Genomic DNA, 20743 nt, shown 5'->3' with positions numbered 1-20743 from the left:
ATGGTTAACCGTATTCTCCCGGTCCGGGGCGACGGCCGAAGTCCTAGCCGCCCGGGATCGGCAGGACCGGCATGATCTCGACGCGTTCGCCGGGGAAGATCGCGAAGTGCGGATGGTTCTCGAACATCTTCGCCGCGGCTTCATGGGACGCGGCGCGCACCACCGTGAAGGCGCCCATCTCGTTGGCGATGTCGGCGATGCCCTTGCCATCGACCTGCTTGGTCTTGCCGAGCGGACCTCCCATGGCCTGGATCGCGCCCTGGTGCTTTTCGACCCAGCCCTTCCAGCCCGCAATGCCCGCCTGCTCCTTCGCCTTGCGCTCGGCCTCGGGCATCGCGTTCCACGCAGCCCATTTGGGGCTGGTCTTGCTGCCGAGGAAAACGGCGAGATAGGTGTCGGTGCTCATCGGTTCTCTCCTTTGTTGATGGATTGACGAAGCCGCGATTTCTTCGCGACCGCTGTGGTTACCTCTTCAGATCGCCGAAACCGGCGGCGGCCTCCTGCACGTCGGGGGGAAAGTCGCTCATCTCCTGCACCTGGCGGATCTCGATGATTTCGTTCGGCGAGGCCGGGCACTTCCTGGCCCAGGCAATCGCCTCGGCGCGCGAGGCAACCTCGATCATCCAATAGCCGCCCAAAACTTCCTTGGCTTCAGTGAAGGGACCATCGGTCACGAGCGGCTCGCCGGCCGCAAACGAGACGCGCGCGCCCATCGACGGCGGATGCAGGCCGTCGAGCGTGATCAACACGCCCGCGTCCTTCAGCACCTCGTTGTAGCGCATCATCGCCGCGACCCGCTCGGGATCGAGTTGAACGTCGGGCGGCGCGGTCTCGTAGCCGAGCGGGATCATCAGCATCATGAATCGCATGAGCATTCCTTGCTTGCTTTGTCGTCCGGGTTGCACGGCGAGGCGCCACTCCGGAAGGACGGGGAGCGACGGCCCGAGCCGCCTGCCCTCACCTCCAGCCCTCACTTGCAAGACGAACCAACCCTGACGGAACCGACAGGCTGTCGGGAATTATTTTGCGCCGGCCGCTAGCGCGACTGCGGCAGGAAGCGCCCATCCTGCCGGGCAGCGCCGAAATAGACTTCGATGCGGCGAACCTTGCCGCCGGCGAAGGTGAAGAACTCCGTGTTGCGAAAGCTCCTGCCATCCGTCGCCAGACAGAGATAGGTGACGAAGGCCTCGTCGCCCCGGACGAAAATCCGCTCGATGTCGTGCCGCGCGATCCAGCCGGTGTCCTTCCAGCAGCGCCCGAAATAGGCCGTCTTGTCGAGGTCGTCGTCGAACGGGCTGGTGAAGCGAAAATCGTCCGCCAGTGCGTCGGCGACCCGTTGCCGGTCGTTGCCGAGATAGGCGGCGAAGAGGTCTCGAATCAGGCGCTCGGGGTCGGTCATCGATTTGTTCCGTGAGCAGCATCGTCCTGAAGACGATCGAGGCGCGGCCGAGCCGACATCGCGCACGAGTATTCCGGGCACCACGACGCGAAAAATATTGCGATCTGCGCTCCGTACAAATACTGCCCGGCCTATGAACTCCGCCGTGCACATGAATCCGGAATGCCTGCAACCAGAGCGACATGGCCGCGCACGTGGAACTACGGAACAGGCGCAAACTGCTGCAAGGGTTTACAATTGCTCAACACGCTCGTGCAACTTTTCTAAGCAGGCGCGACGGCGCGGCGACCCGCCGCTTCGCTCCGAAGAACATTGCGCGGAGCATCACGTGTTCAATTTCCAAAGCAGCAAGACCCGACACGCGATCGCGGAAGTCGAAGCGCTCGATCGCTCGCAGGCCGTGATCGAATTCGGCCTCGACGGCACCATTCTCGATGCCAATGAAAATCTCCTCAGGATGAGCGGCTATACGCTCTCGGAGATCAAGGGCAAGCATCACAGCATCTTCGTCAGCCCGGCCGAACGCGAGAGCGCCCGCTATCGCGACTTCTGGGCCAGCCTGAACCGGGGCGAATTCCAGACCACGCAATACAAGCGCTTCGGCAAGGGCGGCAAGGAGGTCTGGGTCCACGCCTCCTACGCGCCGCTGCGCGACCCGAGCGGCAAGGTGATCAGCTTCATCAAGTTCGCCACCGACATCACGGCGTACAAGGTCAAGACCATGGAGGATGCCGGCAAGATCGCCGCGGTCAACCGTGCGCAGGCCGTGATCGAATTCAAGATGGACGGCACCATCCTCACCGCCAACGAGAACTTCCTGGGCGCGATGGGCTATTCGCTCGACGAGATCCAGGGCAAGCACCACAGCATGTTCGTGACGCCCGAGGACCGCGCCAGCGCGGCCTATGCCGCGTTCTGGGCCAAGCTGAACCGCGGCGAGTTCGAGGCTGCCGAATACAAGCGGCTCGGCAAGGGCGGCAAGGAGATCTGGATCCTGGCGACCTACAACCCGATCCTCGACGAGACCGGCAAGCCGTTCAAGGTGGTCAAGTTCGCAACCGACGTCACAGCGCAGAAGATGAAGGCGGCCGACAATGACGGTCAGCTCGCCGCGATCCAGAAATCGCAGGCGGTGATCGAGTTCAACATGGACGGGACGATCCGCACCGCCAACGAGAACTTCCTCAAGGCGATGGGCTATTCGCTGGAGGAGATCAAGGGGCGGCACCACTCCATGTTCGTCGAGCCGGATGAGAAGAACGCGGCGTCCTACCGCCAGTTCTGGGAGACGCTCAACCGCGGCGAATACCAGGCCGCCGAATACAAGCGCATCGCCAAGGGCGGCCGCGAGATCTGGATCCAGGCCTCCTACAATCCGATCCTCGACCTCAACGGCAGGCCGTACAAGGTGGTGAAATACGCCACCGACATCACCGCGCAGGCGATCGGCCGCAAGAAGGCCGACAATGCGCGCGGACTGATAGAGGCGGTCGCGGCCGGCAGCGAGCAGATGAGCGCCTCGATCCGCGAGATCTCCGAAACCATGGCGAAGTCGCGCGAGACCTCCAAGGTCGCGACCACCCGCGTCGAGGCCGCGGACGGCCAGGCGCAGCGGCTGAACACGGCGGCGCAGGCGATGAGCGGCATCGTCGAGATGATTTCCGGCATCACCGGCCAGATCAACCTGCTCGCGCTCAACGCCACGATCGAATCGGCGCGCGCGGGCGAGGCCGGCCGCGGCTTCGCGGTGGTCGCCTCCGAGGTGAAGAGCCTCGCCAACCAGGCCAAGCAGGCAACCGACACCATCACCTCCGAGATCGACGCGCTGAACACCATCTCCGGCGACGTGGCAAGCTCGCTCACCGCGATCAAGGTTGCGATCGCCGGCGTCAACGAGTTCATCGCCTCCACCGCCGCCGCGGTCGAGGAGCAGAGCATCGTGACCTCGGACATGTCGGCCAACATGCAGCGCGCCTCGGCGGAGCTGTCATAGGCAAGAACTGTGCACCCGCACTCGCCGTGCGCAGCACGGTGAGCCTCGCAGGGTGACGGACGTGGATCGTCCGCGCAGACGCATTCGTTCGAGGGGTATGATCTGGTCTTCCTCGCCGGCATGAAAGCGAAGTAAAAGGAAGGCGTGCTCACGCGCGACCAGCCTTTTCGACACAGGACAGATCAGCCGATGCCGCAAGCCCCGCAAAAAATTGCCCTCGTCACCGGAGCCGCGCGCGGCATCGGGCTTGCGACCGCGAAGAAGTTCCTGGCCGAAGGCTGGCGCGTGGCGCTGCTCGACATCGAGGGCGAGCTGCTCGGCCGCGCGGTCGCCGGGATCGGCCAGGCCGAGGCGACTCTGGCGATCACCTGCGACGTCTCCGACGCAGCGGCCGTGGGAGCTGCGATGGCCGCGGTCATGAGCCGCTTCGGCCGGCTCGATGCCCTCGTCAACAACGCCGGCGTCGCCGTGTTCGCGCCGGTGCTGGAGACCAGCGACGCCGATTGGAACAGGATCATGGCGGTCAACCTCACCGGCCCGTTCCTCTGCACCAAGGCGGCGGTGCCGCTGATGCGCGACGGCAATGGCGGCGCCATCGTCAACATCACCTCGATCTCGGCGGTGCGCGCCTCGACACTGCGTTCGGCCTACGGCACCAGCAAGGCGGGTCTCGCGCATCTCACCAAGCAGCTCGCGGTCGAGCTCGCCGCCCTCAACATCCGCGTCAATGCGGTCGCGCCGGGGCCGGTCGACACCGCGATGGCGAAGCAGGTACACACCCCCGAGATCCGCGCCGACTATCACGACGCCGTTCCGCTCAACCGCTACGGCCTGGAAGAGGAACTCGCCGAAGCGATCTTTTTCCTGTGCTCGGACCGATCGAGCTACATCACCGGCCAGATTTTGGCCGTCGATGGCGGCTTCGATGCGGCGGGCATCGGCCTGCCGACGTTGCGCGGGCAGCGCCGGAACGGATAGATTATTTGCAGGGATCGAGCTTGTGGAGTGCTCCATGCGACGCGTGTTCCTGCTCAAAGCCCTGACGCTCGCAGCGACCATCCTCGCCTCGGCACCGGCGTCAGCCGAAATCCGCATCATCCAGTCGCCGGGCGGACGGGTCGGACCATTCCTCGATTTGTTCGAGAAGGTGCGCGAGAGCGGCGAGCGCGTGGTGATCGACGGTCCCTGCCTCTCCGCCTGCACGCTGGTGCTGAGCATCGTGCCGGGTGAGCGCATCTGCGTCACGAAGCGGGCCGTGCTCGGCTTCCATGCAGCGCGCTCGGTCGACCGGCATGGACGCTTCTATGCCGAGCCGGAAGCATCCGACGCGGTGCTGGAAGCCTATCCCGGTCCGGTGCGCGACTGGATCAGCCGCCGCGGTGGCCTCTCGTCGCGGCTGCTTTTGTTGAAGGGGCGCGACCTCGCCGCAATCTATCCGCGCTGCCGGTGAGGATCAGGCGAGTCCGCGCAGCCTGACCATGTTGCATCCGCCGCTGTCCGACGATTAGGCAATCTCGCGATATTCCGGCTCTGCGGGTGCCAAATTCGCTCAAGCGCTTCGCAATGCCTGCCAAATTTATGCGGTTTCCGGCCTTTCCTGAATCTCTATGATGGTGCCGTCCAGATTGAGGCCGCTGCCGGATCGCGATGGCCACGGGGCCGTCACAATCCCAGCAGTGGTCGCAGACTACGATGGCTCCGCATTTTCGGGATTACTCATTTTCAAACGGGTCGCAGGCTATGCAGCCCCTCGATTTCCACTACCGCCTCTCGGACCGGGGACGCATCGTCCTTGGCCAACTGAGCTCCGAAGAAACCGTCGAATTCGAATTGCTGTCGCGGCGCGACCGCGAGGGCCTGATGGATTTGGCGTCCGAGCTGCGACTGCTCGAGCTTTATGTGAAATATATCGGCTCGGGCGCAGAGGCCGGGGGCGCACCGACGGAGCCGGTCCGGCAAATCAGCGAGCCACCGCGACGGCAGCGACCGCCCGCGCGTACGGCTCAGCCGCGCAACTACATCGTCTCGATGATCGTGATCGCAAGTGTCAGCTTCACGCTCATCGCACTGCTCGTGAGCTAGCACGCAAGCGATTGCGCCGGTCTCGCGCATGGTCAGGCCCTAATAGAGCCTCTGGATCGCCTGCGCCAATTCCAGACTCGCGCAGATGAGCATGCCCCAAAGTGCAAAATTGATTTGTAGCGCCGCCGCCATCGGTCGCTCCCTTCCAAGTTACGCCCACCCCAGTTTGTAGAATTTATGAAGAAATTATTAGCGATTCTGTCTCGGGGTTCACAGCCCAATATTGCGCCAGTTGTTGTGCGATGCGGTCCACATCATTTCACGAAGCGGCCGCACTGCTCTCGCAATGTGATGTCAGAGCAAGAATCATATTCAGCCATTCCGGCCACGCGTTTCCCTTAGGTTCCATTTAACGGTCACGATGCAAGTATCCGCATGCGGAGTTTGTGTGTCGCGTACCGCACCAGGGGTCCGCCATGATGCGACACGGCTTCATCTTGCTTACTTTTTGCGCAACGCTGATGGGATGCGCAGTCGCGCCTGCGCAGGAGCGCCGTCCGATTGCATGGGACGGCCTCGGTCAGGATCCGAATCGACCCTCCGTCACAAAGCGTCGTGTGGCGAGCCAAGCTCCTGCGGAGCGTGATTCAAACCAGGAGCGGGAAAGAGTGCTCGGCACCTTGCGCCCGTACTCCGAGGCGTGGTGGGTGGTCCATGACGAGATCGAAGCGGAAAACGACAGGCAGCTCGGCACCAAGCTCGTGATCTGCCCTCGCTGCGTTCCGTCAGCCCCGTCACCGGGAATCGACGTAACCGGGTCGGTCCGCTGAGCGAGCACGCGGGCCGGATCCGCCGCACGTTACAAGTCTCCCTCTCCCGCAACGGCAAAGAGAGGGATGACCTGTTCGCGCGTCAGGCGATCGCGTCCGTCACATTCCCTCGGCGGGGCAGTTCACCATCCAGGGAATGCCGAACTTGTCGACGCACATGCCGAAGCCCTTGGCCCAGAACGTCTTGCTGAAGGGCATGGTGACGCTACCGCCATCGGCGAGCGCGTTGAACTTGCGCTCGCCTTCCGCGGGGTCCGCGACCGTCAGCGAGACCGAAAAGCCCTGGGCTTTCTTAAAATGCTCGGGCGGCGCGTCCGAGGCCATCAGCACGCTGCCGCCGGGCAGCGACATACGCGCATGCATGATCGTCTTCTCGCGGCCGGGCGCGGCCGCCATGTCCGGCGGCGCCTCCGACGAACGCATCATCGCTTCGATCTTGCCGCCGAGAGCCTTGGCGTAATAATTGAACGCCGCTTCGCAGGTGTCCTGATAGAAAAGATAGGGATTGAGCATCGTTTCTCTCCTCTTCTTCGCTTCCTTGGGCCGTGAGGGTGCTACTTCTCGGTGAGCTTCTTCAGGCTGGCCAAGCCCGCCTCGAAATCCTTGCCGATCATGGTGTCCATATTGATGAACACCTGCATGACCTTGGACAGGATCGGGGCCGGGCCGGACATCGCCCACGTGACCAATGTGGCATCGCCTTGCGGCACAAAGGTGAACTCCGCGGTGTTGTGGCCTTCGAAGGGACGCTCGAAATCGAGCTTGATCCGAAGCCTTGACGACGCACTGGCCTCGAGGATCTCCATATGACCGGAGCCGACGTTGTTGTTGCCGTCCCACGCATAGGTCGCGCCCTTTCCTTCCGCAGTTCCGCCGAAGCTGCGCTTCATCGCGGGATCGCGGCCCTCATAGGGTGACCAGGCCGTCCAGCGATGGAAATCGGCAACCAGGGGATAGATCGCATTGGCCGGCGCCTTCACGGCGAGGCTGCGCTCGACGCGGAATGTGTCGGGCTTCGTCAAGGCAAAGACGAGTACGCTCACGATTCCGGCCGCGAGCAGGATGGCGATGATGGCAATGGCTTTCAGCATGAATGGCTCCCTGGATACGGGCTTAGGACGAAGAGAGCCGGTTGCGCCCGACAAGACGAAATGAATAATTTTGAAGACCGTCATGGCCGGGCTTGTCCCGGCCATCAACGTTCCCGGTGCCGGCGGAGGGCATGGATGCGCGGGACAAGCCGGGCATGACGGCGGAGACGGTATGCCTACTTCGCCTTCGCGCCCTGCCTGGCGCCGCCATTGGCGCCCTTCGGCTGGCTGTCCCGGATCAGGCGATCGAGATGCATGCGGATGTGGGCAGCTTCCGCGGACGTGTTGGCGAGAGCGATGGCGCGGTCGAAGGCGACGCGGGCTTCGTCGCTGCGGCCGAGCTGCATCAGAAAGGCGCCGCGCACGCCGTAGAAATGGAAGTAGCTGGCGAGTTTCGGCGCCAGCGGCTCGATCAGGTCGAGCGCGGCTTGCGGTCCGCGCACCTTGGAGACCGCGACCGCGCGGTTGAGCGTCACCACCGGCGAGGGCTGCACCACCTCCAGCGCACCATAGAGCAGGTCGATCTGGGCCCAGTCGGTTTCCTCCGGCGTTGCTGCGCGCGCATGCAGCGCGGCGATCGCAGCCTGGATCTGGTAGGGCCCGCTGCGGCGGTGGCGCATCGCCTTGTCGATCAGCGCGAGGCCTTCCGCGATCATGGTGCCGTTCCACAGCGAACGGTCCTGGTCGTCCAGCAGGATCAGCGTGCCGTCCGCGGCAAAGCGCGCGGCGCTGCGGGCATGCTGCAGCAGGATGAGCGCGGTGAGCCCCATGATCTCCGGCTCGCTCTGGAACAGCCGCAGCAGCAGCCGCGCCAGCCGGATCGCCTCCTCGCAGAGCGGCTTTCTGATTTCTGCGGTGTCGCCGCTGGCCGAATAACCCTCGTTGAAGATCAGGTAGATCATCGCGGCGACACCGGCGAGCCGCTCGGAGCGCTCGACCGCGCCCGGCGTCTCGAACGGCGTCCCGGCCTCCGCGACCTTCGCCTTGGCGCGCGTGATGCGCTGCTCCATCGCCGCGTCCGAAACCAGGAAGGCGCGCGCGATCTGCTTCACGGTGAGACCGGAGACGATGCGCAGCGCCAGCGCGATCTGCTGCGTCGCCGGCAGACCTGGATGGCAGCAGATGAACATCAGCCGCAGGATGTCGTCGCGGTAATGCGAGCCGTCGAGCCTTTCGGCGAGCGCACCTTCGGCATCGTCGAGGTCGGAGATGGCCTGGTCGTCCTCCGGCAACGGCGTCTGCTTGCGGGCGCGGCGCACCTCGTCGATCGCGACGTTGCGGCCGACAAGGATCAGCCAGGCCGCGGGATCGCGCGGTGGCCCGTTCTGCGGCCAGGTCTTCAGCGCGCGCAGGCAGGCGTTCTGGAAGGCCTCTTCGGCGGTGTCGAGATCGCGGAAATAACGGAGCAGCGCGCCTACCGCCTGCGGTCGCGCCGAGGTCAGCGCGGTCTCGATCCAGGCGGTGTCGGCCTCGCTCACGTGAGATTTCCTCCGGGCCTGAACACGCCGACGGGGCGCACCTCATAGGCGCCGCCGGGATTGGCCGAGCCGAGGTCGCGCGCAACGTCGAGCGCCTCGTCGAGGCTCTTGCAGTCGACGATGTAGAAGCCGAGCAACTGCTCCTTGGTCTCCGCATAGGGCCCGTCGAGCACCAGCGGCGGGTCCTCCTTGCGCAGCGTCGCCGCGGCCGTGGTCGGCAGCAGCCGCGCCACCGGACCGAGCCTGCCCTGCTTGGCCAGACCTTCCTGCACCACGGCGAGCTTCTTCATCACGGCTTCATCCTGGTCCTTGCTCCAGGAGCCGACGAAGTCTTCATCGTGATAGCAAAGGATCGCGTAAAGCATGGGCAGTACCTTCCCCGAACTCTTGTTTTGAAGACGATCCAATATGCCCCGCCCCGACAGGGCTGCGGAAAAAATTTGCAAGAAAAATCCGGCAGATCGTGCCAAGGAGGGCCTTCTTGAGCGGAACCCGGCGAGGCACTTCGAATGACCAAAGGCACACTGGCCGTCCTGATCAACAGCACGCAGCAGAACTGGCTGCCCGAGCGCTGGAAGGCCCGGTTCGATGCCGTCTGCGGCGGCCGCCGCGTGGTGCTGCTGCCGGATGCCGGGCTCGATCCGGCCGAGGTGCACTACGCCGCGGTGTGGAAACCGGTGCCGGGCGACCTCGGCGCATTCCCCAATCTGCGCGCGATCTTCAATCTTGGCGCCGGCGTCGATGCGCTGATGGCGGACATGAGCCTTCCCGGTGTGCCGCTGGTGCGCGTCGCCGTCCCCGATCTGACCAACCGCATGACAGAATACGTCGTGCTGCACGTGCTGATGCACCACCGCCAGGAGCTTTATCTGCGTGACTCGCAGCGCGCGAAGCGCTGGGAGCCGCAATATCAGTGGCCGGCGAGCGCTGTGACGGTCGGTGTGATGGGACTGGGCACGCTGGGCGCCGATGCGGCCGACGTGCTGCGCCGGCTCGGCTTCCGCGTCGCCGGCTGGAGCCGCAGCCCGCGGACGATCGAAGGCGTCGAGTGCTTTCATGGCACGGCCGGAATGGATGCGTTCCTGCGCAAGACCGACATCCTCGTCAGCCTGCTGCCGCTGACGCCCGATACGCACAGCATCCTCAACCGCGACGTCTTCACCAAGCTCAACCGCAAGAGCCCGCTCGGCGCGCCCGTGCTGATCAATGCCGGCCGCGGGGGCCTGCAGAACGAGGCCGACATCCTGGCCTGCCTCGACGACGGTACGCTGGGCGCCGCCTCACTCGACGTCTTCGTGCAGGAGCCGCAGCCAAAGGAAAGCCGGTTCTGGACCCATCCGAAGGTGCTGCTGACCCCGCACAACGCCGCCGACACTGATGCGGACGCAATCTCGGCCTATGTCGCCGAGCAGATCGCCCGGTTCGAGGCGGGCGGGACGCTGGAGAACGTCGTGGACCGGACGCGGGGGTATTAGGGCTCGCCGGCGATGCGGCCTTGGCCGATAGCCGGCACCCCACAAGCACACCGCTCCGCCGGTATCCCGTTCATCCTCTCTTAGCGAGAAGTTGATAGTCGTTCTTTACCAACGGTCAAAGAACGAGTCGGACATGCGGACGAGCCTCGGCCTCAGGATGCGGATTACGGTTGCGCTGGCGGTGACGGCGGCGGCGACCGCCCTGTTTGCCGTGCTCGGGGCAATGTGGATCATCTCAGGGATCATCGACCGCGCCGACCAGCGCGAGCTGCGCAGCCATTACGACGCGCTGCAATCGCGGATCGCGGAAGAGTCCCACCGCGCCGCCGCCATGAGCGCCATCGTCGCCGCGATGCCGGCGACGCAGGACGCAATGGCCAAACAGGATCGCAACGCCCTGATCGGCCTGTTCGGGCCGGTCTTTGCCGCAACCAAGTCGGAGTACGGCGTCGATCAGTTCCAGTTCCACGTGGCGCCGGCGACCTCGTTCCTGCGCGTGCATCAGCCCGCCAAATTCGGCGACGACTTGTCCGGCTTCCGCAAGACCGTCGTCGTCGCCAACCAGGAGCACAGGGTCGTGGTCGGCCTCGAAGGCGGCGTGGCCGGGCTCGGTATCCGCGGCGTGGTCCCGATCGCGCAAGGGGCTAAGCATCTCGGCTCGGTGGAGTTCGGCCTGACCTTCGGCCAGTCCTTCCTCGACGACTTCAAGACCAACCGCCATGTCGACGTCGCCTTCCATCTCGCCGACGGCGCGGGCTTCAAGCTGTTCGGCGGCACGCTGAAGGGCAAGAGCTTCTTCGACGCTGCCGACTACGGCCGCGCCACCGGCGGCGACTTCACGGTCCGGCAGGCCAGGCTCGACACCACGCCGGTGGCCGCGCTGCTCGGACCGATCAAGGATTTTTCCGGCAAGCCGCTCGGCGCGGTCGAGCTGGTGATGGACAATGCCGACTATGTGGCCTCCGCCGACCGTGCCTGGCTGCTGGCATTCGGCATCGCCGCGCTCGGGCTCGTGCTCGCCGCGATCGTCGGCTATCTCATCGCCCGCAGCATTTCGCGCCCGATCCTCTCCATCACACGCGTGATGCGCGAGCTCGCGGACGGACACCTCGACGTCGCCGTCCCCACCAGCAAGGCCAATGACGAGGTCGGTGAGATGGTGAAGGCGGTCGCGGTCTTCCGCGACAACGCCGTCAACTTCAATCGGCTCCAGGCCGATCAGCTCGAGGCCAAGGCCCGGTCCGAATCGGAGAAGCGGCGCGCCTTCGCCGCGCTCGCCGACAATTTCGAAGCCAGCATCCGGGACGTCGTCACCACGGTTTCCTCGGCCGCGGTCGAGATGGAGCACACGGCGCGCTCGATGTCGGCCATCGTCGAGCAGTCGCGGCAGCAGACCGGCACGGTATCGTCGGCCTCGGCCCTCGCATCGGAAAACGTTCAGACGGTCGCAGCCGCTGCCGAAGAGCTGTCGTCGTCGATGACCGAGATCAGCCGCCGCCTTGCGCATGCGACCGAAGTCGTCGGCAGGGCCGCCAGCGATGGACAAAGGTCCAACGCACGGGTGCAGAGCCTGGCAGATGCCGCGCAGAAGATCGGCGACGTCGTCTCCTTCATCAACGGCATTGCGGGGCAGACCAATTTGCTCGCGCTCAACGCGACCATCGAGGCGGCGCGCGCGGGCGAAGCCGGCCGCGGCTTTGCCGTGGTCGCCTCCGAGGTGAAGGCGCTGGCGACCCAGACCGCGAAAGCGACCGAGGAGATCGGCGCGCAGGTGACGGCCGTGCAGGGCGAGACGACCGGCGCGGTGGACGGTATCCAGTCGATCTGCGCGACGATCCAGCAGGTCGACGAGATTTCGGCGGCCATTGCGGCGGCCGTCGGCCAGCAGGGCACGGCGACACAGGAGATCGCGCAGAACGTCCAGCAGGCAGCCGCCCGCACCGGCGAGGTCTCGCAGAACATCGCGGGCGTCACCGCCGGCATCGCCGCGACCGGTACGGCGGCGCAGGAAGTGCTGGGCTCGGCGATCGAGCTGTCAAAACAGTCGCAGCGGCTGCGCGACGAGGTGGATCGTTTCCTGGCGCATATCCGCGCGGCGTAGCAGGCGCGGGATCGCGCCGCATACTCGCCGTCATCCCGGCTCAGCATTTAGCGCCCACCATCACGTCGATCGCGCCCTTGACGATCGCTTCCAGATCCTTCCGCGACACCCGCGCCCGCGAACGAATGGCGATCGAGTGCACGGTTGCGGACGCGACTTGCGCCAGCACGGCCGGATCGGCGCTCTCCGGCAGCTCGCCTTTCTCTTTTGCGCGGCGGAAGCAGCTCGCAAACGCCTTGTCGAGCTCCGACAGGCCATCGAGCACCATCGCGCGGATCTCGGGATCGCCGACGGCTTCGGATGCCGCCGTCACCACCGTGAAGCAACCGCGCGGGCCGGTTTCGCCTGAGAGATAAATGTTCAGCGCGGAGGCAAAGATGCGCTCCAGCCGCTGGCGCACCGGCATCTCCTGGCGAAAAATCTCCACCATCGAGGCACGCGCTTCCTCGCGGTAGCGCTGGTAGCTTTTGATGTAGAGCTCACGCTTGTCGCCGAAGGCGCCGTAGAGGCTTGGGCGATTCATGCCGGTGGCTTCGCTGAGATCGTCGAGCGAGGTCGCGGCGAACCCCTGCCTGCGAAACAGGTCGAGCGCCTTGCCGAGCGCGATCTCGGGCTCGTAAGTGCGCGGACGCCCACGGCGCTTGGGTTCGCCGGCAGCAGTTGGCGGTTTCGATTTTTGTACCATTTCGCAAAATAATCCTTGACCCGCCTTATATTATGCAAGACAGTACAAAAATCAATCTGGCCAGGTTGAGCGACATCCAAAAGTCACATCGAGGAATTGCCCAAGGAGGCTACAGATGGATCTCTATTTCTCGCCGCTCGCCTGTTCGATGGCGACCCGCGTCGCGCTGTACGAAGCCGGTGCCGAGGCGAACTATCTCGAAGTCGATCCGCCGACCAAGAAAGTGCTGAACGACGGCACCGATTTCCGCACCGTGAACCCGATCGGCCTGGTGCCGACGCTGCGCACCGACGAGGGCGTGGTGCTGACCGAGAACGCCGCCATCCTGCAATATGTCGCAGACCGCTTCCCGCAATCCGGGCTCGGCGCGGCAGCGGGCATCGATCGCACCCGGCTGCATCAATGGCTCTGCTTCATCGGCACCGAGCTGCACAAGGGCCTGTTCATCCCCGTGCTCGACCGCAAGGCGCCGCAGGAAACCAAGGCGTATGCGCTGGAGAAGAACCTGTCGCGGCTCGACTATCTCGACAACTACCTGAAGGGGCGCGACTTCCTGCTCGACCATTTCAGCGTCGCCGATGCCTATCTCGTCACGGTCATCAACTGGACCATGGCGACGCCGCCGATCGAGCTCGCCAAATGGCCGAACGTGAAGGCCTATTACGAGCGCCTGCGCCAGCGGCCGTCGGTTGCGAAGGCGATCGCAGAGGAATTCGAGCTGTACAAGGCCGAACAGGCGCGGAAGAAGGCCGCGGCGTAAGGACTGAACGATCGAGACGCTGTCCCGGCCTCACGGCCGGGGCGGCGCTATCCGTACAGCACTCTTGGCAGGATCGTGACGATGCCGGGCCACAGCGTCAGCAGCAGCACGAAGCCGACCATGATGATGAGGTAGGGCATGGTGACGCGCGCGATGTAGCCGAGGCCATCGTCGGTCAGGCCCTGGATGACGAACAGGTTGAAGCCGACCGGCGGGGTGATCTGCGCCATCTCGACCGCGAGCACGATGAAGATGCCGAACCAGATTTCGTCGAAGCCCGCGCCCTTCACGATCGGCAGCACGATTGGCAGCGTCATCACGATCATCGAGAAGCCGTCGAGGAAGCAGCCGAGGACAAGATAGAAGACGATCAGCGCCACGATCAGCATGAAGGGCGACAGCCCCAGGCCCTTGACGAAGGCCGCGACCGCCTGCGGAATGCCGAGGAAGGCGGCCGCGTTGCCGAGGATCGAGGCGCCGAGCACGATCAGCGCGATCATCGAACAGGTGACGACGGATCCGATCAGCACGTCGCGCACCACCTGTTGCGACATCGAGCCCTGCGCCCAGGCGACCAGCGCCGCGCCGAGCACACCGACGGCGGCAGCCTCCGACGGCGTCGCCAGCCCGCCATACATCGAGCCGAGCACGCAGGCGATCAGGAACAGCGCCGGTGCGAGATCCTTCAGCGCCGCGAAACGCTCGCCCCACGACACCTGCGAGAGCTTTGCTTCCGACTCAGGCACCAGCGTGCGGTTAAAGGTCGTGTGCAGCATCACCCAGCCCATGAAGGTGGCGGCCAGCAAGAGGCCGGGCAAGACGCCGGCGGTGAAAAGCTTCAAGATCGAGACGTCGCCGAGCACGCCGTAGATGATCATGATGTTGGACGGCGGGATCAGAAAGCCGAGCGTGCCGGCGCCGGCGAGCGAGCCGATCGCGATATCTCGCGAATAGCCGCGGCGTGTCAGCTCGTTGAGCGACATGCGGCCGATCACCTGCGTCGTCGCGGCCGACGAGCCGGAGATCGCCGCGAAGATGGTGCAGCCGATCACGTTCACATGCAGCAGGCGGCCCGGCAGCAGCCCGGCCCAGGGCGCGAGGCCCTGGAACAGCGAGCGCGACAGGCGGGTGCGAAACAGCAGCTCGCCCATCAGGATGAACAGCGGCAGCGCCAGCAGCTCCTGCGTGGTCAGGATGTTCCAGGCATATTGCGGCAGCAGCTTGTCGAGCGGGATCGAGCGGAACATCGCCAGCAGCAGCGTGGCGGTCAGCGCGAGCGTGAGGCCGATCCACACGCCGCATGCCAGCAGCGCAAACAGGATCGCGAACAGGGCGACGACTTCGATGGTCATGCGATCTTGAATCCGGTAGCGGGCAAAACGATCATTCGACGGGCGAGGCCTTCATGCGGTGATCCTCCAGCGGCAGGCCGAGCGTGGCCTGGATCGCGCGCGCCAGGAACTGCAGCGTGAGCAGCAGCATGCCGAAGGCGACGACGGCTTGCGGAAACCACAGCGGAGTATCGCTCGAGGTCGAGACTTGGCCGCGGATGAAGGCACCCCAGGCGAATTTTGCCATGGCCGAGGTCAGGAACGCCATGAAAGCGAAGCCGGCAGCGGCCGAGAGGATCTCGATCACGCGCTGAAACGGCGCGGGAACGTTCTTCAGGAGCAGGACAACGCGGATGTGGCCGCCGACGCGCAGCGTCATGGCGGCGCCGAAGGTGAAGGACGCTGCCATCAGGTAGGAGGAATATTCCCACGCGATCGAGATGGTCGGCGGGAAGAAGGAGAGGAAGTTCGAGAGGAAGCGGGTGGCGACCTCGCACAGCATCAACAGCGTCAGCAACAGCAGGCAGCCGCCGCCGATCCAGCCGTCGAGCCGGCCGAGACGGTCGATGCCGTCGAGCAGGATGCGCAGCGGCGCCGGCGCCGCTGCGTTGAGGCTTTGCGGAGCTTCGGGCGAGATACTCACCAAGGTGATGCCCTCAGCGCTTCATTTCGGCGAGATAGGCCCGCACCGGCTTGTCGGCCGCCGGCACGCGCTTGAGGAAGGCGTCGAGCTGCGGCGCGGTCTTCGCTCGGATGTCCGTGATCATCGCCTCCGAGACCGGCACCACCTCCATGCCGCCTTCCTTCAGGCGGTTGAGGCTGTCAACGTCGGCCTTGAGCGAGTTCGCCCAGAAACCCGGCTCCATTTTCGCCGCGATGTCCGCGACGAGCTTCTGCTGATCCGCACTGAGCGCCTTCCAGGAGTCGAGATTGACCGTGAGCATCTGCGAAGACCAGACGTGGTTGGTCGGGTAGACGTATTTCAGGAATTCCCAGAACTTGCCGTCGACGCCCGACACCGCAGATGTGGAGACGCCTGACACGGCGCCCGAGGCCAGCGCGGGAATGGTCTCGCCCCAGGGAATCATCACGGGCGCCATGCCAATGGCGGCCAGCATGTCGACGGCCCCCTTGTCGGGCACGCGGATCTTGATGTTCTTCAGACCCTCGACGTCGGCGACCTTGACCTTGAGATGCAGGTACTGCGTCGGCCACGGCACGATGTAGAGGATCTTCTGGTTGTTGCGCGCGGCGACCTTCTCGTATTCGGGCCGCACATATTTGTGCAGCACCTTCAATTCGTCCATCGAGCCGCACAGGAACGGAATGCTCTCGACGCCCATGAAGGGCTCGTCGCCGACCTGCTGGATGTTGAGGACGTCGGCGAGCGGCACCAGACCGTCGCGCACGGCGCGCAGATGCTCGGGGCCCTTGAAGCCGAGCTGGCCGCCGGCCTTCACGGTGATCGCGACCGCGCCTTCGGTCTGCTTCTTGACCTCTGCCGCAAAGGCGAACGCATTCTGGGTGTGGAAATTGCCGTCAGGCCAGACCGTCGACATGTCCCAACTCACCGTCGCTGCCCGTACGCGGGTGGGGATCTGGGTCGCGGCAAGCAGGGTCGCTGCGCCCGCGGTGAAATTCCGTCGCGTGATCATCTCTTCTCTCCGTTCGCTAGCGCGCAAGCTTCCCGGCTCGTCACCGCGCGGACCCATAAACTGCAACTGCATTGTCTGAAGATACGAGGCCGCTCTCGACATCGTCGTTGACGGCTGTCGGCGCGCGCTCCCGGGGATCGCCGATCCCGGCACCGCCCGGCGTCAGCACCACCAGGCGATCGTCCGGCGGCACCTGCTGAAAGCCTTTTCCGCGCAGCTTCTTTCCGGACTTCAGGCCGACATAACCAGCCTCGCCGTCAAGGCCGCCGTCGCGACCGCGCGGCGGATGATCAATACGGTCGAATGCCGCCAGGATGTCGAACGGCGCATCGACGCCGCTGCCGACCTCGATGATCTGGCCGAGGCCGCCGCGGGTGCGCCCTGCCCCGCCGGAATCCGGGCGCAGCTCCTTGCGCCAGAAGATCAGCGGCGTCTGCGTTTCCGCGATCTCGACCGGGGTGCCGCGCACCCCGCTGGGATAGGCGGTCGCCGACAGCCCGTCCTTCGCAAAGCGCGCGCCGGTGCCGCCATTGGAGGTCACCGCCATCGAGAATCCGTAATTGCCGCCGGCGCCTGAACGGGTCTGGCCGCGCACGTTGAGATTCCACAGGCACGAGGTGCCTTCCGCCGGCACTCGTTCGGGAATGATCTGGCGCAGGCAGCCGAACACGACGTCGGGCAGCATCTGCCCGATGATGTGGCGCGAGGCCACCGGCGCCGGCTTCGGCGCATTGAGGATGGCACCAGCCGGCGCCGACACCGTCAGCGGCGAGAGCGAGCCGGCATTGTTCGGGATCTGCGAGGCGACGACGCAACCGAGGCCGAACACGGTGTAGGCCGTGGTGTAGGACAGGGGCACGTTGATGCCGAACTTCGAGGCGCCCGTGGTGCCGTCGAAGTCGACATGGATGCCCGTATCCGAGATCGTCAGCGTCGCGGCCAGCGTGACCGGCGTGTCGTAGCCGTCGACGACCATGGTGTTGTGCCAGCTTCCCTTCGGCAATTTTGCGATCTCGGCGAGCACGGCCTCGCGCGAGCGGTCGCAGATGTAGTCGCCGAGTTCGTCGAGCGTGTCGATGCCGAACTCGCTCATCATCTCGACCAGGCGCTCGCAGCCGACGTCGTTGCAGCCGGCGAGCGAATAGGTGTCGCCTTCGGTGTCGATCGGCAGCCGCGTGTTGGTGCGGATCATCGCCATCAGCGTCTCGTTGACGACGCCCTGGTCGATCAGCTTCAGCATGGGGATGTAGAGCCCTTCCATGAACACGTCGGTGGCGTCGGGCCCGAAGCCGATGCCGCCGATGTCCATGAGATGGCTGGTGCAGGAGAACAGCGCCACCGGCTTGCCGTCCTTGAAGCAGGGCGTGGTGACGACGAAATCGTTGAGATGGCCGGTGCCCATCCAGGGATCGTTGGTGATGTAGGCGTCGCCCTCCTTCATCGTCTCGATCGGGAAGCGGGCAATGAAATGCTTGACCGATTCCGCCATCGAGTTGACGTGGCCGGGCGTACCGGTCACCGCCTGCGCCAGCATCCGCCCCTTGAGGTCGAACACGCCGGCCGAGAGGTCGCCGCATTCGCGGACGATCGGGCTGAATGCGGTGCGCAGCAAGACCTGTGCCTGCTCCTCGACCACGGCGATCAGCCGGTGCCACATGATCTGGAGATCGATCAGGCTCGTTCCGCTTGGCTTGCTCATGATCAGGCCGCCTTCCGTTCCATGACGATGCTGCCGGCACCATCGATATGGGCGTCGAAACTGTTGGAGACGAAGGTGGAGGTTTCGTCCTCGGCGATCACCGCGGGGCCCGCAATGGTCGCACCCGGCGCCATGTCCTCGCGGCGATAGAGCGGGATTTCGATCACTTCCCCGGCCCGGCCGTCGAAGAACTTTCGGCTGCCTGACGCCTTGCCGGCAGGCTTGCGCATCACGTCGGCAACGCGCACCGGATTGCGCGCATCGGTGGTCGCGAGCACCGACCAGCTCAACACCTCGATCGCGGCGCCCGGGATCGACCGCTCGAACATTGCGGAATAATCCGCCTCGAACTTCTGGCGCAGGCCGGCGAGATCGGCCGAATTCAGCCGCCGGTTCGGCAGCTCGATCGTGATCTCATGACCCTGACCGACATAGCGCATGAAGGCGGCACGGCGCTCGCGCACCGGCGCGCCCGCCGCACCCGGCTCGACGAGGGCGCGTGCCTCGGTCGCCATTTCCTGCAAGAGGTCGGAGACCGCCTCGGTGTCGAAATCGTCGAGGCGGACGTGGCGGCTACGCACCAGCTCATAGGCGATGGGCGCGGCCAGGAACCCGACCGCCGAGCCGACGCCGGCATTCGACGGCACGATCACCCGCGAGACGCCGATCTTCTCGGCGACACGCGCCGCATGCAGCGGCGCGGCGCCGCCGAAGGCGATCAGCGTGTGCTGGCCGACGATCTCGCCGCGTTCGACCGCGTGCACGCGCGCCGCGCTCGCCATGTTCTCGCAGACGACCTCGTGCACGGCATAGGCTGCGGTTTCCGCCGACAGGCCGAGCGGCTCGCCGACGGCGCGCAGCAGCGCCTGTTTCGACAGCTCCGGGTCGAGCTTGATCGTGCCACCCGCAAAGGCGTCGGGATCGATCATGCCCAGCGCAACGTCCGCATCCGTCACGGCCGGACGCTGGCCGCCGCGGCCATAGCAGGCCGGCCCCGGCTCCGACGACGCGCTCTCAGGCCCAACGGTGACGCGCTTCATCGCATCGACATGCGCGATCGAGCCGCCGCCGGCGCCGATCTCGACCATCTCGATCACGGGAATGCGCACCGGCAGGCCGGAGCCCTTGAGGAAGCGCGCGGCACGATCGACCTCGAACACGCGCGAGGTCTCTGGCTGGTACTTCTCGATCAGGCAGATCTTTGCGGTGGTGCCGCCCATGTCGAAGGAGAGCACCTTGCTCTCGCCGAGCCTTGCTGCGATCTGCGCCGCGAAGATGGCGCCGCCGGCCGGGCCGGACTCGACCAGGCGCACCGGAAAGCGCCGCGCCGTCTCGATCGAGGTGACGCCGCCGCCGGAGGTAACGAGATAGATCGCGCCGCGGAACTGCTCGACCAGCAACGCCTCGGCCATGCGGGCGAGATAGCCGTCGATCAGCGGCTGCACGTAGGCATTGGCGACCGCTGTGGAAGTGCGCTCGTATTCGCGGATCTCGGGGCACACCGCCGATGACACCGTCACGGAGGTGCCGGGCATCTCCTCGGCGAGGATCGCGGCCGCTCGGCGCTCGTGCTCGGGATTGGCGTAGGAGTGCAGGAAGGCGATGGCGACGCTCTCGACGTTCAGCGCGCGCAATCTTGGCGCGAGCGCGCGCACCGCTGCTTCGTCGAGCGGGAGGCGGACGGCACCGTGGGCGTCGATGCGCTCGGGCACGGTGAAGCGCAGGGAACGCGGCGCCAGCGGCCTCGGCTTGTCGATGGTGAGATCGTACTGGTCGTAGCGGCTCTCGGTGCCGATATCGAGCACGTCGCGAAAGCCTTCGGTCGCAACCAGCGCCGTCTTGGCGCCGCGGCGCTCGATGATCGCGTTGGTCGCCAGCGTCGTGCCGTGAATGAAGACGTCGATGTCGCTGATATGCGCGCGCGCGTCAGCCAGAATGAGCCGCATCCCGTCCAGGACCGCCTCTTCGGGGCGCTGCGGCGTCGTCAATACCTTGCGCGTTCTTCGGTCCCGACCCAAATCCAGCACGATGTCGGTGAACGTGCCACCGATATCGACGGCAAGCCGCACCTCGGCTCCCTCAAGCATTCCAAATTCTCCGTGCTGATCGTCAAGACTGGGGTCGAAAGCGCAGCAATTTCCGTGCCATGGATGACGAGAACATGCCGCGTCCGGCTATTCTGCTTGGCACCTATGCAATAGGCAAGGCATGTTCGCCTTGGGCG

21 protein-coding genes are annotated in these 20743 nt (G+C 65.3%); 8 read left to right on the top strand and 13 right to left on the bottom strand.

The window, feature by feature from the left end:
• Nucleotides 1–43 precede the first annotated feature (43 nt).
• From OC450_RS16880 to OC450_RS16870, 3 genes are all read right to left on the bottom strand, one after another.
• Complete coding sequence (locus tag OC450_RS16880) at nucleotides 44–406, bottom strand: hypothetical protein (protein WP_211382203.1); 363 nt, start codon at nucleotides 404–406, stop codon at nucleotides 44–46.
• Nucleotides 407–464: 58 nt separating this feature from the next.
• A complete protein-coding gene (locus OC450_RS16875; RefSeq protein ID WP_262048299.1) occupies nucleotides 465–869 on the bottom strand; it encodes a YciI family protein in 405 nt (134 codons plus the stop codon).
• Nucleotides 870–1036: 167 nt separating this feature from the next.
• Nucleotides 1037–1399, bottom strand: a complete 363-nt coding sequence (locus tag OC450_RS16870) for a nuclear transport factor 2 family protein (RefSeq protein ID WP_262048298.1) — start codon at nucleotides 1397–1399, stop codon at nucleotides 1037–1039.
• 328 nt (nucleotides 1400–1727) lie between these two features.
• Here OC450_RS16870 and OC450_RS16865 point away from each other — a divergent pair, with 328 nt between their 5' ends.
• From OC450_RS16865 to OC450_RS16845, 5 genes are all read left to right on the top strand, one after another.
• Nucleotides 1728–3392: a PAS domain-containing protein gene (locus OC450_RS16865; protein ID WP_262048297.1), complete on the top strand. Its 1665-nt coding sequence runs from the start codon at nucleotides 1728–1730 to the stop codon at nucleotides 3390–3392.
• A gap of 189 nt (nucleotides 3393–3581) precedes the next feature.
• Entirely contained in the window at nucleotides 3582–4370 is a 789-nt protein-coding gene (locus OC450_RS16860) for an SDR family NAD(P)-dependent oxidoreductase (RefSeq protein ID WP_262048296.1), read from the top strand.
• Between the two features lie 34 nt (nucleotides 4371–4404).
• The gene (locus OC450_RS16855; RefSeq protein ID WP_211382198.1) at nucleotides 4405–4842 is read left to right on the top strand and encodes a hypothetical protein; all 438 of its coding nucleotides are present in this window, start codon (nucleotides 4405–4407) and stop codon (nucleotides 4840–4842) included.
• Nucleotides 4843–5084: 242 nt separating this feature from the next.
• Entirely contained in the window at nucleotides 5085–5474 is a 390-nt protein-coding gene (locus OC450_RS16850; protein ID WP_249128830.1) for a hypothetical protein, read from the top strand.
• A gap of 416 nt (nucleotides 5475–5890) precedes the next feature.
• The gene (locus tag OC450_RS16845) at nucleotides 5891–6244 is read left to right on the top strand and encodes a hypothetical protein (protein ID WP_262048295.1); all 354 of its coding nucleotides are present in this window, start codon (nucleotides 5891–5893) and stop codon (nucleotides 6242–6244) included.
• A 99-nt stretch (nucleotides 6245–6343) separates the two neighbouring features.
• Here OC450_RS16845 and OC450_RS16840 read toward each other — a convergent pair whose 3' ends face one another.
• The 4 genes from OC450_RS16840 to OC450_RS16825 form a co-directional block, all read right to left on the bottom strand.
• The gene (locus tag OC450_RS16840; RefSeq protein ID WP_211382197.1) at nucleotides 6344–6757 is read right to left on the bottom strand and encodes a VOC family protein; all 414 of its coding nucleotides are present in this window, start codon (nucleotides 6755–6757) and stop codon (nucleotides 6344–6346) included.
• A gap of 41 nt (nucleotides 6758–6798) precedes the next feature.
• The gene (locus OC450_RS16835; RefSeq protein ID WP_211382196.1) at nucleotides 6799–7335 is read right to left on the bottom strand and encodes an SRPBCC family protein; all 537 of its coding nucleotides are present in this window, start codon (nucleotides 7333–7335) and stop codon (nucleotides 6799–6801) included.
• A 176-nt stretch (nucleotides 7336–7511) separates the two neighbouring features.
• Complete coding sequence (locus OC450_RS16830) at nucleotides 7512–8813, bottom strand: RNA polymerase sigma factor (protein WP_211382195.1); 1302 nt, start codon at nucleotides 8811–8813, stop codon at nucleotides 7512–7514.
• Nucleotides 8810–9178, bottom strand: coding sequence for a YciI family protein (locus OC450_RS16825; RefSeq protein WP_211382194.1), 369 nt, complete (start codon nucleotides 9176–9178; stop codon nucleotides 8810–8812). The genes OC450_RS16830 and OC450_RS16825 overlap by 4 nt, the downstream gene beginning before the upstream one ends.
• A 144-nt stretch (nucleotides 9179–9322) precedes the next feature.
• Between OC450_RS16825 and OC450_RS16820 the strand changes: the two genes are divergently transcribed.
• Both OC450_RS16820 and OC450_RS16815 read left to right on the top strand, forming a co-directional pair.
• Nucleotides 9323–10288, top strand: coding sequence for a 2-hydroxyacid dehydrogenase (locus OC450_RS16820; protein ID WP_211382193.1), 966 nt, complete (start codon nucleotides 9323–9325; stop codon nucleotides 10286–10288).
• Between the two features lie 133 nt (nucleotides 10289–10421).
• Nucleotides 10422–12389, top strand: a complete 1968-nt coding sequence (locus OC450_RS16815; RefSeq protein ID WP_211382192.1) for a methyl-accepting chemotaxis protein — start codon at nucleotides 10422–10424, stop codon at nucleotides 12387–12389.
• A gap of 40 nt (nucleotides 12390–12429) precedes the next feature.
• On the opposite strand, the gene OC450_RS16810 is transcribed toward OC450_RS16815, so the two are convergent.
• Nucleotides 12430–13074, bottom strand: a complete 645-nt coding sequence (locus tag OC450_RS16810; protein WP_262048294.1) for a TetR/AcrR family transcriptional regulator — start codon at nucleotides 13072–13074, stop codon at nucleotides 12430–12432.
• A gap of 115 nt (nucleotides 13075–13189) precedes the next feature.
• Between OC450_RS16810 and OC450_RS16805 the strand changes: the two genes are divergently transcribed.
• Nucleotides 13190–13834, top strand: a complete 645-nt coding sequence (locus OC450_RS16805) for a glutathione binding-like protein (RefSeq protein ID WP_211382190.1) — start codon at nucleotides 13190–13192, stop codon at nucleotides 13832–13834.
• A 47-nt stretch (nucleotides 13835–13881) separates the two neighbouring features.
• Here OC450_RS16805 and OC450_RS16800 read toward each other — a convergent pair whose 3' ends face one another.
• The 5 genes from OC450_RS16800 to OC450_RS16780 are packed head-to-tail and all read right to left on the bottom strand — an operon-like array spanning nucleotide 13882 to nucleotide 20606.
• On the bottom strand, nucleotides 13882–15186 hold the full coding sequence (locus OC450_RS16800; protein WP_211382189.1) for a TRAP transporter large permease: 1305 nt from the start codon (nucleotides 15184–15186) through the stop codon (nucleotides 13882–13884).
• A gap of 31 nt (nucleotides 15187–15217) precedes the next feature.
• A complete protein-coding gene (locus OC450_RS16795; RefSeq protein ID WP_211382188.1) occupies nucleotides 15218–15811 on the bottom strand; it encodes a TRAP transporter small permease subunit in 594 nt (197 codons plus the stop codon).
• Nucleotides 15812–15821: 10 nt separating this feature from the next.
• Entirely contained in the window at nucleotides 15822–16820 is a 999-nt protein-coding gene (locus OC450_RS16790) for a TRAP transporter substrate-binding protein (protein WP_211382187.1), read from the bottom strand.
• Between the two features lie 40 nt (nucleotides 16821–16860).
• A complete protein-coding gene (locus OC450_RS16785; RefSeq protein WP_262048293.1) occupies nucleotides 16861–18519 on the bottom strand; it encodes a hydantoinase B/oxoprolinase family protein in 1659 nt (552 codons plus the stop codon).
• Between the two features lie 2 nt (nucleotides 18520–18521).
• Nucleotides 18522–20606 (bottom strand): hydantoinase/oxoprolinase family protein, encoded by a 2085-nt coding sequence (locus OC450_RS16780; RefSeq protein ID WP_211382185.1) that lies wholly within the window; start codon nucleotides 20604–20606, stop codon nucleotides 18522–18524.
• Nucleotides 20607–20743: the final 137 nt, after the last annotated feature.

The sequence above is a fragment of the Bradyrhizobium sp. Bra78 genome (assembly GCF_024519855.1).
In the GTDB taxonomy this organism is placed as follows: Bacteria; Pseudomonadota; Alphaproteobacteria; order Rhizobiales; family Xanthobacteraceae; genus Bradyrhizobium; species Bradyrhizobium japonicum_G.
The sequence above is the reverse complement of the archived record's forward strand: the minus strand, read 5'-3'. Positions and strand labels throughout refer to the sequence as shown.

Bases quoted from the DNA above. Each gene is read 5' to 3' on its own strand.
- OC450_RS16835 (WP_211382196.1), bottom strand. From the start codon at position 7,335: ATGCTGAAAGCCATTGCCATCATCGCCATCCTGCTCGCGGCCGGAATC.
- OC450_RS16855 (WP_211382198.1), top strand. From the start codon at position 4,405: ATGCGACGCGTGTTCCTGCTCAAAGCCCTGACGCTCGCAGCGACCATC.
- OC450_RS16850 (WP_249128830.1), top strand. From the start codon at position 5,085: ATGGCTCCGCATTTTCGGGATTACTCATTTTCAAACGGGTCGCAGGCT.
- OC450_RS16785 (WP_262048293.1), bottom strand. From the start codon at position 18,519: ATGAGCAAGCCAAGCGGAACGAGCCTGATCGATCTCCAGATCATGTGG.
- OC450_RS16780 (WP_211382185.1), bottom strand. From the start codon at position 20,606: ATGCTTGAGGGAGCCGAGGTGCGGCTTGCCGTCGATATCGGTGGCACG.
- OC450_RS16805 (WP_211382190.1), top strand. From the start codon at position 13,190: ATGGATCTCTATTTCTCGCCGCTCGCCTGTTCGATGGCGACCCGCGTC.
- OC450_RS16870 (WP_262048298.1), bottom strand. From the start codon at position 1,399: ATGACCGACCCCGAGCGCCTGATTCGAGACCTCTTCGCCGCCTATCTC.
- OC450_RS16825 (WP_211382194.1), bottom strand. From the start codon at position 9,178: ATGCTTTACGCGATCCTTTGCTATCACGATGAAGACTTCGTCGGCTCC.
- OC450_RS16875 (WP_262048299.1), bottom strand. From the start codon at position 869: ATGCGATTCATGATGCTGATGATCCCGCTCGGCTACGAGACCGCGCCG.
- OC450_RS16790 (WP_211382187.1), bottom strand. From the start codon at position 16,820: ATGATCACGCGACGGAATTTCACCGCGGGCGCAGCGACCCTGCTTGCC.
- OC450_RS16880 (WP_211382203.1), bottom strand. From the start codon at position 406: ATGAGCACCGACACCTATCTCGCCGTTTTCCTCGGCAGCAAGACCAGC.
- OC450_RS16820 (WP_211382193.1), top strand. From the start codon at position 9,323: ATGACCAAAGGCACACTGGCCGTCCTGATCAACAGCACGCAGCAGAAC.
- OC450_RS16845 (WP_262048295.1), top strand. From the start codon at position 5,891: ATGATGCGACACGGCTTCATCTTGCTTACTTTTTGCGCAACGCTGATG.
- OC450_RS16815 (WP_211382192.1), top strand. From the start codon at position 10,422: ATGCGGACGAGCCTCGGCCTCAGGATGCGGATTACGGTTGCGCTGGCG.
- OC450_RS16810 (WP_262048294.1), bottom strand. From the start codon at position 13,074: ATGGTACAAAAATCGAAACCGCCAACTGCTGCCGGCGAACCCAAGCGC.
- OC450_RS16840 (WP_211382197.1), bottom strand. From the start codon at position 6,757: ATGCTCAATCCCTATCTTTTCTATCAGGACACCTGCGAAGCGGCGTTC.
- OC450_RS16800 (WP_211382189.1), bottom strand. From the start codon at position 15,186: ATGACCATCGAAGTCGTCGCCCTGTTCGCGATCCTGTTTGCGCTGCTG.
- OC450_RS16860 (WP_262048296.1), top strand. From the start codon at position 3,582: ATGCCGCAAGCCCCGCAAAAAATTGCCCTCGTCACCGGAGCCGCGCGC.